This is a genomic window from Gelidibacter japonicus (assembly GCF_010725055.1).
GTDB lineage: Bacteria > Bacteroidota > Bacteroidia > Flavobacteriales > Flavobacteriaceae > Gelidibacter > Gelidibacter japonicus.
In genome coordinates, this window is sequence record NZ_BJKB01000002.1 from 458,708 (window position 1) to 475,069 (window position 16,362).

Below are 16,362 nucleotides of genomic sequence, written 5' to 3' on the forward strand. Positions count from 1 at the left end.
TCATGGCCAAATCCATATCATCTAATACCTGCTATCCGAATTACTATTGGATAGTGGGATTAACTAAAGCTTTAAAAATTAGCGTATTTCACTTTTAAATCTGCGTTTCACCATCAAAAAAACCACTTCATTTAGCTGAAGTGGTTTTCGATATTAATATCAATGTAATTGATCAATGTATTAGATTGAAACTGCTCTTATATTTTACTAATATTAAAATCTGTCTCTTATTTTTCAAACCCATCCAATCCTTCTCTCATCCATTCAAGGTATTCTTGAGCATCCGGTGTATAGCCAACCGGATCATTAAGGTTTTCTTCATCATGATCTATCAAGACATAAAAAGGTTGGGTATTTGTTTTATATCTTATGGTCTGGAATTCGCTCCATTTCTGTCCGATATACTTTAACTGTTTGCCTGGTCGTAACTGCGATTCTACGATCTCATCGTCCTCAAGCTTTCGCTTATCATCAACGTATAAGGAAATCAACACCACTTCGTTTTTAAGGATATTGAGCACTTGGTCATTTGGCCAAACGTTCTGTTCCATTTTTCTACAGTTTACACAGGCCCATCCCGTAAAATCCAACATCACTGGTTTACCGACTTTCCTGGCATAGGCCATTCCTTTTTCATAATCATTGAAGGCCAAGATCTGGTGAGGTGCCAAAAGATGTCCACCATCAGGAAGCACCTGTGCTTCACCTGAGCTAAACCCTCCTCCGGTTTTGGAATTACCAACACCATAAGGCGATTCAGAATAATCCAATGGCGGTGGGAACGCACTGATCAAGTTAAGAGGTGCACCCCAAAGACCAGGGATCATATAAATAGTAAAACTCAGTACCAACAGACCAAGACTCAAACGTCCAACAGAAATATGAGTCAACGGCGAATCATGTGGCAATCTGATCTTTCCAAAAAGGTAAAACGCCAGGGCGCCAAAAATAGCAATCCATATGGCAATGAACACCTCGCGCTCCAAGAAATGTAACTGCAGAACCAGATCTGCTTGGGACAGGAATTTGAACGCAAATGCCAATTCCAAGAATCCTAAAACTACTTTAACGGTATTCAACCAACCTCCTGATTTTGGCAGGGAGTTCAACCACCCTGGGAATGCCGCAAACAATCCAAATGGCAATGCCAAAGCAATTGAAAAGCCCAACATTCCGATCATAGGTGCCAATCCGCCTTTGGTGGCAGAGAGCACAATAATATTACCTACAAATGGTCCTGTACAAGAAAAGGAAACAATGGCTAGTGCCAAAGCCATAAAAAATATACCCGTATAGCCTCCCTTACCGGCTTTACTGTCGATTTTATTTGCCCACGATTGTGGCAGCATGATTTCAAAAGCACCTAAGAAGGATACGGCAAAGATTACCAAGATGAAAAAGAACAACAGGTTAAAGGTGACACTCGTGGAAAACTCGTTAATGGCACTCGCACCAAAAATCGCCACGACGCCAGTACCCAAAATAACATAGATGACGATGATACAGATGCCGTAGATTATGGCATTTTTCACCCCCTCGGCCTTGGTCTGACTTTGCTTGGTAAAGAAACTAACGGTCATGGGTATCAATGGGAAGACACATGGGGTGAACAAGGCGATAAGTCCGGCGCCCATTCCAAGAATGAAAATCGTCCACAGACCGCTGTTCTCTGCTTCTTTTTCCTCCTTTTCAGTTATAATGACTTCTTCTTTATCAGTATCAATCTTTACAGGCTCCTGAAAATTAAAAATACTATTCTCATCAGAGGCAATGGTGTCTGTTCCAGTAAATCCCTCAGCTTTTGTTAGATCAAAATCCAAGTCGATATAAGCTGGAGGCAAACATCGCATATCATCACAGACCATAAATTCCACCTCACCTTTAACAATTGAAAGCTCCTTGTTGAGTACATTGATACGTTGTCTGAATTCCGCCGAATCATCAAAATATTTGATGCGCATATTAAATACAGGGTCATTAACGGTACGCCCCTCTTCTTCGGTGGTATTACCTATAAGCTCAGCGTCTTTACCAGTATCATATATAAACGTCGTTGGAATTGGTCCATCCTCTGGAACCTCTTGTGAGTATAGGTGCCAGCCCCTATCAATAGTGGCTTTTGATATTAAATCGTATTCTGTATCGGAGATTTTTTCAACTGAAGTGGACCATTTTACGGGTTCCAAAACTTGAGCTTTTGCTGTTGTCCATGTTAAGGAAACCAATAAAAAATAAAGAAAGATATTTCTCATCTGATAGTATTCGTTAGGGTATTATCAATATTTAAAATAGAGAAAACATGACATATAAATTCTCTACCCATAAGACGTTGCAAATGCAGAGTGCCCTTATAATAAAATGTTAAAATATTTAATACTTATAAAATTCAAGGTGCAAAGGTAATTAAAAGAAGTAGGAAGGCGCAACTCTTCTCATGGATCTATAGGTTTTTAACAACAGTTTAAGAAGTGGTTTATCATATAAGAATAATTAATAAAACTTACTTTTTTTTAACCAACTAATTTTAATAAACCACCAAAGCTGCTATTAAATATTTAATTCATTAAACAAATCAATCAATTTATCATCTGAAGGTCTTGGTGCATTAGCTGTGACAATATTGCCTTCGGGGTCCAACAAAATGAAACGCGGAATGCCCATGATCAAATAATCTTGCACAAACTGTGATTCCCAAGCATTATCCGCTAATACTTGAATGCCACCCAGATTCTCATCCACAATCATTTTTTTCCATTTTCCATGATCAGATTGTTTGTCAATCGACACGCTTAAGAACTCAATGTTCTTGCCATGATACTCCTTTTCAACTCTCTTTAATGATGGAATTTCTTTTATACATGGCCCACACCAAGTTGCCCAAACATCTACATAAATATATTTCCCTTTTAAATCATCTAAAGAGGTTTTACTACCGTCATTGTTTTCATAATCAAAAAACTTTGGAGATGGCATTCCTTTGGCTACGGTTCTAAGTTTATGATAACTCTCTGTAATAATTTCATTATTTTTTTTATCAGTAGAAGCCTTTATATAGACATCATAATAATCTTCCAAATTAGCTGTGTATGAGATTCCACTTTTTGCTTCATCAAACAACAGCTTATTTTTTATCTCCTGATTTGGAGATTCGGAAACAACCTTTAAATACGCCACATCTTCTTCAAGATTCTCTGAGTCTGAAATATTTTTGGCAGTCTCTCTAAAATGGCTTGATACAAGGCGCCTGTATGATCCAGAGAAATTAAAATCTTCAGAATTATTGTAATCAAACCCTGTCATTTCTGGCAGAAAATCAGTAGAGACCTTAAATTCAGGCACTTTTATAACATAGCTATGGGACTTTTCATACCCCAATAGCTTTGCAATAAACTCATGTCCAATGTTTCGATTTTCTTTCTTTTTGAAATCATCGGAAATATTCATTTGGTCATCAATGAATTGTTCCATACTCGTTTTGATATCGTTAGCCTTCTTCTTAAACTCAACTTCATCCAGGCTGTAGAATTCCTCAAAACTTCCCATCATTTCTCTTTCTCTCTTAATTTTATCTTGCAAATACGTATTGACAGCAGCTCCTTCTCCAGAAAAGTTTAGAGAGTTTTTAAAATCTTTTGTGTCAAAAGTGATGTTTAAATGTGAAGCTGGTTCGAGATGGACCCTCATAAAAATTTTACCATATGTAACTAAATATGATCCTGTACTAATCTTTAGAGTATCTAAAAACTTACCTGCTTCAGATACCGCAATAGTATCTCTCTGACTGTTATCATGATTTGCCAATATGATTTTATCATCTATGATATTTGTAATCTCACCTGAAAACACAGTAAGGTCGTTAGGCACTTCATTTTTACAAGACAGAGTTATAGTCGCTATTGTTAAAACAATTAATAGTTTTTTCATTTAATTCTTGTTTTTTGATTCCTTAATTCGCCTTTTTTATGGCTTCTAAATTTTCCATAGCACGGTTCTTAACCTTACTACTAATAGTATCTGCCATTTTAACAGCGATTTCCCCCAACTCAATTGCTTTTTTCTTCTCACCAATGGCACTCAATATTTGTGCATAGGTTCCCACGGTGCCATAATTATCAGGATCCATTTTATAGGCCTTATCAATGATATGAGCAGCTTGTTTTAAAATGGCCATGTTTTTCTGCTCTTCACGAGCCGCAGAGCGTGCGATAAATGCTATCGTTTCTGGGTCATCCTGCAAGTAATTATTTACATAATCATTCGTAGTTTTAATAAACTCATCAGCATTGTCGGTGTTTGCATAGAAAGCAGAATGTATGATGGCAACATCACGAGGCGTATCAGACAGTTTTTTCAAGGAATCCAATTGTTCAAAAAACAGCTTTGCATCTGTATTTTTAGAGGTACGGTATATATTTCTGGTCAGTGCCCGTTTGTATACCTTATTAACCGCATTAATTCCAATCAAATCTATATAATGCTGTTTATTGGCATCTAAAAACTTGAAAAGCTTATGTGTATCATCATAAACAAACGCTTCAATAAGTCGCCAACCTGAAACCGACTTCAGCCAGCTATCATCAACGTTGGAAAGCAACTTGTCATAAACTTGATTCGTTTTCGAGTCCCTGATTTGGTTCAACGCCATCAAATAATCCAACATTTCTTCATTAGTCATAATACCCTCATCATATTTTTGAGAGAGTGAGCCCAAAGCTTTCGAAGGATCTATGGCCTTCTTACCTTCTGTTATAAATTCTTCAGCCTCCATTTTTGATGTAGCCTTATGTACCAATTCTCCTTTTGAATTGATAAAGAGATAGGTTGGATAGGATTGGACACCAAATCTTTTACCAAGTTCTGGGCCTTCTCCTTTTTCCATATCTATTTTCGCATTGATGAAGGATTTATTATAAAACTCATAGACTTCCTGTTTTACAAAGACATTTTTATCCATCCACTTACAAGGGGCACACCACGAAGTGTAACAATCAATGAAGATTAATTTATTTTCTTTAGCTGCCTTAGCTAAAAGACCGTCAAAATTTGTTTCTTGAAAATCAATTTCTTTATGATTCTCAATTTTTTCCGCCACTTCAGTCGGTTTATCCTTACATGTGTAGAACACCAAACTCAGCATTACTATGATCATAGTATTTTTCATTAGTAATCAGGGTTTTGAATAATTAAACCATCGGATAAGTCGACAGATTGCATAGGGATTGGTAAAATAAGTTTTGAATCGGATGAAATTGTTTTAAAACTATTAATATCAAGATCTCCCTCTTTATGAAACCTCACCAAATCAAACCAATCTTCACCACTTTCAGCACCCAATTCAAATATTTTTTCATTGCGGATGATTTCCAGAAGTTCGGCCTTATTGGTCGTTGTAATCAGTGGGTTTTCACTACGTTCCCTAATCTTATTGAGAGCATCGAGTGCAGCACCTGAATCGTCATCACCTCTTAAAACAGCTTCAGCAAAAATCAAATAGACTTCGTCCAAACGAAGGAAATACTCTGTATCGGCAGTTAATGGAACTCCGTTATAGGTAGAATTATTAAACTTTGCATTTCGTGCAGCTCCTGATGTGGTGTAAGCAATTGCTGCATCCTTTCTTGCATCACCTTCCATGAAATCAACATAATATTCTGAAGGCAAATAATAAGCTCGAAATATAAATGCCTTATTATTACGGTCATTTAGATTATCAAAAGGCGTTTGAAAGAGTACTTCTTTAGTATCAATGATTTTTTTTATAAAAATATCGGCAAAAGTATCTTCGAGTGTTCTGTTCTCTAATTCTATAACTTCTAAAGCTGCTTGTGCGGCTTGTGAATAATCTTTTTTATACAATAACACTTTACTCTTTAATCCTTTTGCGAATATTTTTGAGGTGTAAAATGTATCTGAAAAGTCAGGCGCATTTTGAATGGCATAATCCAAATCGGCCAAAATCAACTCATAGACTTCTGATACTGTAGCTCGTGGTTGCACTGTAGCATCTTTAATTGGCTGTTCTTTCAAGACGATACCATATTCGGAATTGATATCATAAAATTGCCCCCAAAGACGCAACAAATAAAAATGAGACAAGGCTCTCAACGCTCTTGCTTCTCCGATGATTTCCTTTTTTCTTGTTTCATCAGCCTCTAGTAATGCCGTTTTAGTGATTACATGATTAGCATTATTGATCAAGAAATACATTTTAGCATAAATTATTTCTGCATAAAAATTATCAGGAGACACATCGTTATTAAAAAACGCATTCTCAGAGCTTCCAGCAAACGATCCGGGTTTCATGGTAACACCCATCAACGATGTCAATCCAGGAGCATATCCTGTAAACTCCAGATTCTTTAGAATTCCATACGTACCATATAAAACGGTTTGAGCTTGATCTAAATTGGTAATCACCTTGTCTTCAGAAACCTGGTATACTGGTTCTACATCTGTAACATCTGTTAAGTTACAGGAGGTGTTAACTAAAAGCGCTAAGACGAGAATAGCGAATGTATATATTTTAAATAGTTTCATAATATTATAAGTTTAAGTTTAATCCTAATGTAAAAGTTCTAACGGATGGATAGCTTGCACTATCATACCCTTGGCTGAAATTACTGGCAGCGTTATAGTTTACCTCTGGGTCTAGGCCGCTGTATTTTGTAATTACAAACACATTGCTTGCCGACAATGAGATACTTGCGCGTTGTATAAACAACTTCTTTAATATGTCTGGATTAAATTTATAAGTGACATTTAAGTTTTTCAATTTAATAAAGGAGGCATCCTCAATGAAAAAATCAGAATCTCTTCTATTGTTGTTTGGATCGCCAGAAACTAATCGAGGGATATCCACATTCGGATTTTGTGATGTCCATGCCCCAAGAATTTCCTTAGAATAATTGTTGTTGTAATTACTAAAGATCAACAGATCCTTCTTATTGCTGTTATACAAATAATTACCAACACTATAATTAAATAAGGCCGAGACTTCAAAATTGCCAAATCTGAAGATGTTATTGAATCCACCAAAAAAGTCGGGTTCTGCGTTTCCAATGATATCTCTATCATCTCCACCAATATAACCGTCATTATTGACATCAACATACATAAAATCTCCAGGAGCTGTATTATTTGATTGATAAACACCATTTGGAGATGCCGCATTTAGAGCGTCTATTTCCTCTTGGTTCTGAAAAATCTTAGCTACTCTATACCCTTCGAAATAACTAATAGATTCTCCTTCAATCAAATTCCTGTAATAACCTCCATTCAATTTTAACACTTTACTCTTAATGGTGGTCAAATTAAACTCAGAAGTCCATTGAAATCTCTCAGTAGCAATGATATCCACACCAACCTGAAATTCAAAACCTTTATTCAAGAAATCCCCAATATTTGAATATTGGCTTGTTCCTCCTGTTTCAAGAATGACATCACGCAGTAAAATCTGATCGGAAGTGTTTTTATTAAAGTAGCCCACGCTACCATTGATTCTTCTATCCCAAATTGAGAAATCCAAAGCGATATCCAATTGATCGGTGGTTTCCCACTTAATGTCTGGATTAGGAATAGTATTGGATACAACCCCATTGTTATTATTGTAATAACTTCCAGCTTCAAAGAATGTTGCATACTGGAAATCTGAAAAATTGGCAGATCCCGTTTTCCCATAGGACGTTCTCAATTTTAAATCATCTATAAAATCGACATTAAAAAATTCCTCCTTAGAAATTCGCCATGCTATAGCCCCCGATGGGAAATAGCCCCACTGGTTTTTAGGTCCAAATTTTGTTGAATTATCCGCTCTTCCAGTGAATGTTAGGTAATATTTATTATCAAAATTATAATTAGCTCTTAAAAAATATGAAGCCAGTCCGCTAATGGTCCCACCACTAGTTAAGTTCAAACTAGACGCTGCTCCAGGAGTAACCATCACATCATCATCAGGGAAATCGGTGGCTCTAATACTAGTAAAATCACTTTTATTTTCTGTGAAAGAAACTCCACCTACAGCATTAAACTCATGTTTTTTTATAGACTTGCTAAAAGTCAGCGTATTATCCCAGATTCTTGAAGAGTAATCAGAATTTGATTGATTTAAAGTCCCTTTTCTGTTATTTCTTAACTCAAATGGATCATAACTTGGAGTATACCTGAAGCTTTCATTGTCACCTTTAGTATAGGAATAAGTTGATTTAAACTGAAGTCCTTTAGTAATCTCATATTCAGCAAACAAGGAAAGCATCAAGTTTTGACTATCCACGTAAGAAGGGTATCTTACTTTGGCATAAGGGTTTGCCAGAAAGTTCGAAGGATCATTGGCATACTCACCATTCTCCTTAAAAACTGGAATATCTGGTCTGTATTTTATAGTTTGGTAATAGAAAGTTGAATTACTTCCTTTGTTGTTGGAGTCACTATAATTAAAATTGACACCTACTCTTAACTTATCAGATAAACTCGTTTCCAGTTTTGCTCTTAAATTGTTTCGTTTGTAATTGGTGCCGTAAATAACACCTTTTTGGTCTGTAACGCCCGCAGAAAGGGAATAAAGTGAAGACCCATTAAGTGAGCCTCCGTTGGCATTTAAATAATAGTTAGTATTAATTGCTGTTTGATCTGTTTGCTTTTGCCAGTTGGTATTTACCTCTCTACCGAACGGATAAAGCTCATCGTCATTAGGAATTGTCGCTCCCGCATTTCCATATGCTTTTTCAACAACGCTATGATATTGGTTTGCATCAAGCATGGAATAATCATTCGTAAAGCTTGATATGGTCGTGGTAGAACTTAAGCTAATGCTTGGGACCGAAGAATAACTTCCCTTTTTAGTAGTTATGATAACTACTCCATTGGCACCTCTTGATCCATATATAGCGGTTGCGGATGCATCTTTTAAAATGTCTATACTCTCAACATCCATTGGATTGATCGATGAAAGTGGCGACAAAGTACTTGAGAAATTTTGAGCATAAAAATCGTTGCCTTGCCCTTGACCTATTTCCATTGGTAAACCGTCAATAACATATAAAGGTTCGTTGTTACCAAATACTGAAGTTATACCACGTATTCTTATAGAAGCATTAGCTCCTGGAGCACCTGAAGCAGTCACTACATGAACACCAGAAGCTCTTCCAACCAGTGCGTTATCAACACTTATTGGATTAGTTTTATTCATTTCAACAACATTAACTTTAGAAACTGAACCCGTAATATCACTCCGTTTTTGAGACCCATAACCTACTAAAACAACTTCTTCCAAAGACTCAGAATCTACCGTAAGAACTATATTTATTAATAAATCTTCCCCAACTGGAACTTCCATTGGCATCATGCCAACATAGCTAAACTTTAAAACCTCTCCTTTTGAGGCCTTTATTGAGTACCTCCCATCTATGTCAGTGGCGACACCATTGGCAGACCCCTTAACCAATACCGTAACCCCACCCAGTGGCATACCGTTTTCATCCTTGACCTGACCAGTTACAACTGACTGTTGTTGTTTCTTCTTGATAATAATCTCATTGGTACCAGTTAGGATAACATCATAATTGTTGTTCCCTAAACTAAGTTCCAGAAGTTTATTTGCTGTAATTACTCCTTTTTCCAAAGTAACCTTAGGCGCATTTTTAAACATATCCTCCTGATAAATAAATGTATATTGGGTTTGCGTCCTTATCAGGTCAAAAACTTGGTCAATGGACAACACTTTATTCTCGTCAATACTAATTTTAGCATTCTGCGATAAAATTGTCGTTGATGTCAAACTAAATACTGAAGTACAAAATAAAAGGATAAATGTTCTCATGATACATTTTACAATTGCTTTCCGAGGATAGAATAGCGTGTTGGTAAACTTAATTTCCATAAATTTGTGTTTTAGTTAGTTAAATTTTTAATTAATTAAATACTCAAAAGGGATTAAGTTCATTACTGTGAGAGGTCGTGACTTGTCCCTTTATTTTTTTACTCTATAGTTACTTTCTTATTTTCTATTTCGAATTGATTTATAAATCCAGTATTTTGAATGGTTGTAAGAATCTTTTCAAGATCCTGATGTTTACTCAAGACACCGTTGAATTTTATATTTTCTGCCTCTTTATCCTTGAATGCAACGTCAACATCATACCACCTTGATAACACTGTCATGATGTCTTTTAAGGCTAAATTCTTAAAACTGAACATTCCATTTCTCCATGAAGTTTCACCGTAAACATCAACTGATGAAACCACCAATGTGTTCTCCATTTCATTTAAAACAACTTGCTGTCCTGGTTTAAGCTTCAATCCCTCTTGATTCTCAGTAGCTACCATAACCATACCTTCTACTAATGTCGTATAAGTCAAGTCTTCATCCTGATAGGCTTTTACATTAAACTCAGTCCCGAGTACTTCAACATGCTGTCCCTTGGAAGTGACACTAAATGTTGCACCATTATGAAGTTTACTTGGTGATACATCAAAGTAAGCCTCGCCATAAACTAACTCAACATTGCGAGGCTGTCCTTTAATAAAGCTAACAGGGTATTTTAACTGTGTTTCTGAATTTAACCAAACTTGAGTGCCATCAGATAGTTTTACGAAAAACTGACCACCTCTAGGAATTGTCAAATAATTGTATGTTATTTTGCTTTCAACATTTTCTTGCTCATCACCTTGATATATCACACGTTCACCGTCGCTACGTATATTATCATCATCATAGTTCTTACCCTTCTCCAAAGCAATACTGGTACCATCTTCCAGTGTCAATATGGCCTTATCGGTACCTATCTTTATAGACTCCTCGGAAACAATTTTGGATTGTGTTTCAGTTTCAACTTTATCAAATTGGTTAAAAACTCCAATAGCCAAAAAGACAACCACAGATGCCGCAATAGCATAAGCCAAATAAGATTTGAACGGATAGGTTTTTCTGCGTGAAGTCTTGTCCTCTATTTGAGTGAGGATATCTTGCCAAATTTTGTCTTGACTCTCTTTAACATCCTGTAGATTGTTGTCAAATAGAACAGCATTCCCATCTTGATAGGAATCAAGAAAAGTTTCTAATAATTCTAATTCTTCAGGAGAACACTGATTATTTATATATTTATCAAAAAGCTCTTTCGCTTGTTTTAAATTCATTGAAATAAAAATTAAAATCGATTGATTTATTATATGTACCGAAAAGAACACATTGGTACACGTCAGATTTGAGATTTTTTTTATAAAAAGCATAAAACCAACCTCAAACACTTGACTACAAGAACCTTAAACCGAAATCAAAATTTAATTTTAGAAATGGTTCTCAAAGAATACTATGAAAAAGAAGAGTAGTTCTTCTCTGTGAAGATTCGCCCTAATCGTGATCAAGGCTTTGGAAATTTGATTTTTTACGGCCTGAATGGACACATTCAAGGTTTCAGCTATCTCCTTATTAGATTTGTGATCATACCGGCTTAATTCAAATATTTCCTTACAACGTGGCGGTAATTGATTGACAACATCTTGAATGGTAGACTCTAATTCGTCATATTCCATTTTTTTTGCAGCATTCATGGAGACGTCAACAATATTCAGACGAGTTAAATCCTCATTTGAAAACTTATAATCTCTGAAATAATTAAACACTTGAAATTTAACGGCCCGGAAGAGATAAGCCTCTACATTTTCAATAGAATTGGTCTTTCTTTTCGACCAGAAATCGATAAAAACATTCTGGACCAAGTCTTCACAAACATCTCTCTTTTTCAATATATTCAAGGCATACACAAGCATCTTGCCTGCGTATCTCTGATAAAGCTCTTCAAAAGCTTTTATATCATCAACAGCTATTCGTTTCAACAGCGCATGATTAGTATAGGACGTAAACATGTTTGAACAAAGGATAGGGCTTAAAAGTATAAAAAATAATCAACACCGAAGTAAATAACCCAAAAAAGACGAAGACTTTCACTAAAAAGACGAAGACTTTCACTAACTAGTTCAAAGACAAACTACCCGCAAGTTGCTTCAAGGTGATTTCAGACAATTTAGCCTGGTAAATAGCGTTGCTTAAACGCAAGGAGGCTTGTATATAATTGAGTTGTGCTGTTCTGAATTCTATAGTTGGGATCGTTCCTATTTTATATTTCGCTAAAGTGATATCAAGATTTTCTTTCGCAATATTTTCATTCTTGGTCTCGAGTTCAATCAAGCTCAGATTGGTTTGATAGGTTTGGAATGCGGTATGTAATTGTGATTTTATAGTCTGTGTCAGCTGGGCTATGGCAATTGTTGAATTTTCAATTTGAAGCTTAGCTATTTTTTCATTTCTATTTTGATTGGAGCCGTTAAAAATATCTATACTGGCAGAAAATCCGTAATTCCATCCATGCGCATTATTTTTTGTAGTGAAACCCAAACTTGATTCTGAATCGCTGAAATTATAACCCGTATTGGCTGAAATTTTAGGGTAACGATTCCCCTTAACCTGCTTTAGTTCCAATTCAGAAATCCGTTTACTGATCAATTGTGCCTGCAATTCCGGATTTTGAGTCGTTGCCAAATCCTCAAGTTCAGACAGCTGCAAATCACTCGCTATCAACACCTCATCCCTAACCTTAAATTTGGTTTCTGGGTCTCGACCCATAATTTCATTAAGTCTGATTTTTGTATTGGCATACACTTCAAGTTCTCTAATGTGAAGCGTCTTATCCGTATTGAGATCTACTTGTGCATTCAGCACTTCCAACTTGGAAGCCTTGCCAATATTGAACCGGTTCTCAGCAAGTTCTACCCGTTGCTGGGAAATTACCAGAGTACTGTCTAAAGCGGTCAATTGCTGCTGGTGCTGGACCAAATCGTAATAAGTGATCATCACATCGCTCACCCGATTCAATAAGGCACTTTGCAACTCTGCTTTTCCCAATTTTTCAAGTTCTTTCAATCGGTCATAACGTGCGAACATGCCAAAACCATCAAAAATCGTCCAATCCAGTCCAACGCCATAATTGAGACTGTTGTTTTTTGCGTTATCCAATTCGATTATGTCACCGTTGGAACGGGTTTGCGATATATTTTGAGTGCTGTTATTGGTGTTGGCCTGGGCAAAAACCCGCGGGAGCATGCCAGCAAATCCAGGACTGACACCAAGAGAATCTGTTTTCAAATTGTTTCTTGCCAAACGAATATCGTAATTATTTTCCAAGGCAATTTCCACCGCTTTTTCAAGTGTCAATAGATCTTGCGAATGCGTATTCAATGAAAACAATCCCAAACACATACTCAGATATAGCGGCCAGAGCTTATACGGTTCCATAAGTATCAATTTTATCAAATTCTGGATGATGTTTTCTTTTTCTTGACCACATCATATAAATAGACGGAATGACGAATAGGGTCAGAACAAGCGAAAACATGGTGCCGCCAATAATGACCACCCCCATTCCGATACGACTTGTTGAAGCCGCTCCGATGGACAATGCAATTGGCAATGCTCCCAACGCTATAGTTAAACTCGTCATCAAAATTGGACGCAATCGGGAGACTGAAGCCTTTCGAATAGCTTCGTCCTTCGGGATGCCCTCTTCACGAAGTTGGTTGGCAAATTCTACTATCAAAATCCCGTTTTTCGTCACCAACCCAATTAACATGATGGTACCAATCTGGCTAAAAATATTCCAAGTCTGCCCAAATAACCACAATGAAAATAAAGCGCCCGCAACTGCCATAGGCACGGTAAGGATAATAATAAATGGATCTATAAAACTTTCAAACTGAGCCGCCAAAATTAAAAATATGAGCAATAAAGCCAATCCAAACGCAAAAAGGGTATTGGAACTACTTTCCACAAAATCTCTCGACTCACCCCCCAAATCAGTGGTAAAAGTTTCGTCCAAAACCTTCGCCCGAATGCTCTCCATGGCATCAATACCATCACTTATGCTCATCCCTGGTGCCAAACTTGCAGAAACCGTGGCCGACATATAACGGTTGTTGTGATATAGTTGTGGCGGACTACTATGTTCTTCAGTGGTCACTAAATTATCCATCTGTATCAATTCGCCCTTATCATTTTTGACGTACATTGACGTAAGATCCATCGGTTTACTACGATCTTTCTTATCAAACTGTCCGATCACCTGATACTGCTTTCCATTCATCATAAAATAACCGAAACGCTGGCCACTTAACGATAATTGTAAGGTTTGTGCAACATCCAAAACCGAAACGCCCAAGCTCTTTGCCTTTTCACGATCAATAGTGACATAGATTTCAGGTTTGTTGAATTTCAAATTCACATCCGTATTGGAAAAGACCGGATGATCCTCGGCTTCTTCCATAAACTCAGGAATTACTTCGCGTAACTTTTCAAAATTCTGAGCCTGAATTATATATTGAATTGGCATCCCTCCCCTTCTATTTACAGCGATGGTTGGGGTTTCTGAGACACTCACACGGGCATTTTCATAATTTCTGGTCCATCGGGAAAGATCTTCGGCAATTTCTTTCTGAGAGCGATCGCGATCACCTGGATCCACCAATGAAATGGTCGCACGACCGCTATTCACTGAAGACGATCCCCAGCCTGGAGAAGTGATAATTAAACTCACTTTTTTTTCTGGAATGGAATCATTGATTAAATCGGTGATCTCGGTCATAAACCGATCCATATACTCATATGAAGCACCTTCTGGAGCCGTTACGTTAAGTCCGATATAACTTCTATCATCGTAAGGTGCTGTTTCTTTTTGAAGCAAACTATAGAACACCCCAATCATCACAATACAGATGGCCAATACAGGGAAGCTCCACCATTTATTCTTCAGGAACTTGCCTAATGAACTGGCATAGGCATTATTCATCTTCACGAAAAAAGGTTCTGTATAAAGATAAAACCGTGTTTGGTTCTGCTTTCCAGGTTTCATCAAATAGGCATTCAGCATAGGCGTCAATGACAAAGAGACGAAGGCCGAAATCAAAACGGCCGCACCAATAACCACACCAAATTCTCGAAACAATCGGCCAACAAAGCCCTCCAAGAAAATTACAGGAAGAAAAACTGCTGCCAGCGTCACCGAGATGGAAATCACCGCAAAGAAAATCTCATTGGAACCCTTGATTGCAGCCTCAATGGGCGACATGCCTTCTTCTACTTTTTTATAGATATTTTCAGTGACCACAATCCCGTCATCTACCACCAATCCCGTGGCGAGGACAATAGCAAGCAGGGTCAATACATTGATAGAAAACCCAAACATCCACATTATAAAGAAGGTCGCAATCAAGGATACAGGAATATCGATTAGTGGTCGCATGGCAATGGACCAGTTTCTAAAGAAGAAAAAGATGACCAAGATGACTAAAACAATGGAAATCCCCAAGGTTTCCACAACCTCGGTAATGGCGCGTTTGACGAATAAGGTATCATCAATCACGACGTTCAATTTGAAATCGGCAGGCAAATCTTTTTTAAGCTTGTCAAATTCCTCATAGAACGCGTCGGCGATAGCTACATAGTTGGTTCCCGGTTGTGGTACAATTGCCAAAGCCACCATAGGTTGCCCAGAGTCGCTCAGCTTGGTTTCCATGTTTTCAGCTTCTAGGGTAGCCTTTCCAATATCACTAAAACGTACTACTTTCCCATTTTCAGCGGAAATGATGATATCATTAAATTCTTCTTCGGTAGAGAGATTACCAATAGTTTTTATGGTCAATTCGGTATTGGCGCCCGTTAATTTACCAGAAGGCAACTCGACGTTTTGCGACAACAATGCGCTTCTCACTTCTGCAACGGTTACACCGTACGACGCCAATTTTAATGGATCAATCCATAAACGCATGGCATATTTTCGCTGTCCCCAAATTTGAACACTACTTACTCCCGGAATGGTTTGCAAACGCTGAGCTAAAACATTATCCGCATAGTCTGTAAGTTCCAGAATGTTCCTGTTATCGCTCTGAACCGTCATGGAAATAATGGCACGCGAATCGGCGTCAGCCTTTGACACTACCGGTGCAGCATCAATATCCTGAGGCAAGCTCCGAATGGCTTGTGACACTTTATCACGCACGTCATTGGCGGCTTCTTCAAGATCTTTATCAAGGTTGAATTCAATACTGATTCGACTGGAGCCCTGGTTGCTTGAGGACGTTATATTCCTGATTCCATCAATACCATTGATCGCTTTTTCAAGTGGTTCCGTGATTTGGGATTCAATAATATCGGCATTCGCACCTGAATAACTAGTCCTCACAGATATTTGTGCCGGATCAATAGAAGGAAACTCCCGTACCCCAAGATAGGTAAAACCAATAATCCCGAACAACATAATGGTCAAGTTCATGACAATGGCCAGTACGGGACGTTTAATGCTTAAAGTAGATAAACTCATC

General features: G+C 37.4%; 9 protein-coding genes. All 9 read right to left on the bottom strand.

Annotated elements, in window-relative coordinates:
* Nucleotides 1-227 precede the first annotated feature (227 nt).
* Complete coding sequence (locus G6N06_RS03870) at nt 228-2,252, bottom strand: protein-disulfide reductase DsbD family protein (RefSeq protein WP_163514737.1); 2,025 nt, start codon at nt 2,250-2,252, stop codon at nt 228-230.
* 295 nt (nt 2,253-2,547) lie between these two features.
* Nucleotides 2,548-3,924 carry a TlpA family protein disulfide reductase gene (locus tag G6N06_RS03875; RefSeq protein WP_163514738.1) on the bottom strand — a complete coding sequence of 459 codons (1,377 nt, stop codon included), beginning with the start codon at nt 3,922-3,924 and terminating at the stop codon, nt 2,548-2,550.
* Nucleotides 3,925-3,946: 22 nt separating this feature from the next.
* Entirely contained in the window at nt 3,947-5,161 is a 1,215-nt protein-coding gene (locus G6N06_RS03880) for a thioredoxin domain-containing protein (protein WP_163514739.1), read from the bottom strand.
* Nucleotides 5,161-6,537 carry a RagB/SusD family nutrient uptake outer membrane protein gene (locus G6N06_RS03885; protein WP_163514740.1) on the bottom strand — a complete coding sequence of 459 codons (1,377 nt, stop codon included), beginning with the start codon at nt 6,535-6,537 and terminating at the stop codon, nt 5,161-5,163. The genes G6N06_RS03880 and G6N06_RS03885 overlap by 1 nt, the downstream gene beginning before the upstream one ends.
* A gap of 4 nt (nt 6,538-6,541) precedes the next feature.
* Nucleotides 6,542-9,874, bottom strand: a complete 3,333-nt coding sequence (locus G6N06_RS03890; RefSeq protein WP_163514741.1) for a SusC/RagA family TonB-linked outer membrane protein — start codon at nt 9,872-9,874, stop codon at nt 6,542-6,544.
* Between the two features lie 98 nt (nt 9,875-9,972).
* On the bottom strand, nt 9,973-11,130 hold the full coding sequence (locus G6N06_RS03895) for a FecR family protein (RefSeq protein WP_163514742.1): 1,158 nt from the start codon (nt 11,128-11,130) through the stop codon (nt 9,973-9,975).
* Between the two features lie 150 nt (nt 11,131-11,280).
* A complete protein-coding gene (locus G6N06_RS03900; protein ID WP_163514743.1) occupies nt 11,281-11,859 on the bottom strand; it encodes an RNA polymerase sigma-70 factor in 579 nt (192 codons plus the stop codon).
* 106 nt (nt 11,860-11,965) lie between these two features.
* Nucleotides 11,966-13,285 (bottom strand): TolC family protein, encoded by a 1,320-nt coding sequence (locus tag G6N06_RS03905; RefSeq protein ID WP_163514744.1) that lies wholly within the window; start codon nt 13,283-13,285, stop codon nt 11,966-11,968.
* Nucleotides 13,272-16,361, bottom strand: a complete 3,090-nt coding sequence (locus G6N06_RS03910) for an efflux RND transporter permease subunit (protein ID WP_163514745.1) — start codon at nt 16,359-16,361, stop codon at nt 13,272-13,274. Before G6N06_RS03910 ends, G6N06_RS03905 begins: the two co-directional genes overlap by 14 nt.
* Nucleotide 16,362: the final 1 nt, after the last annotated feature.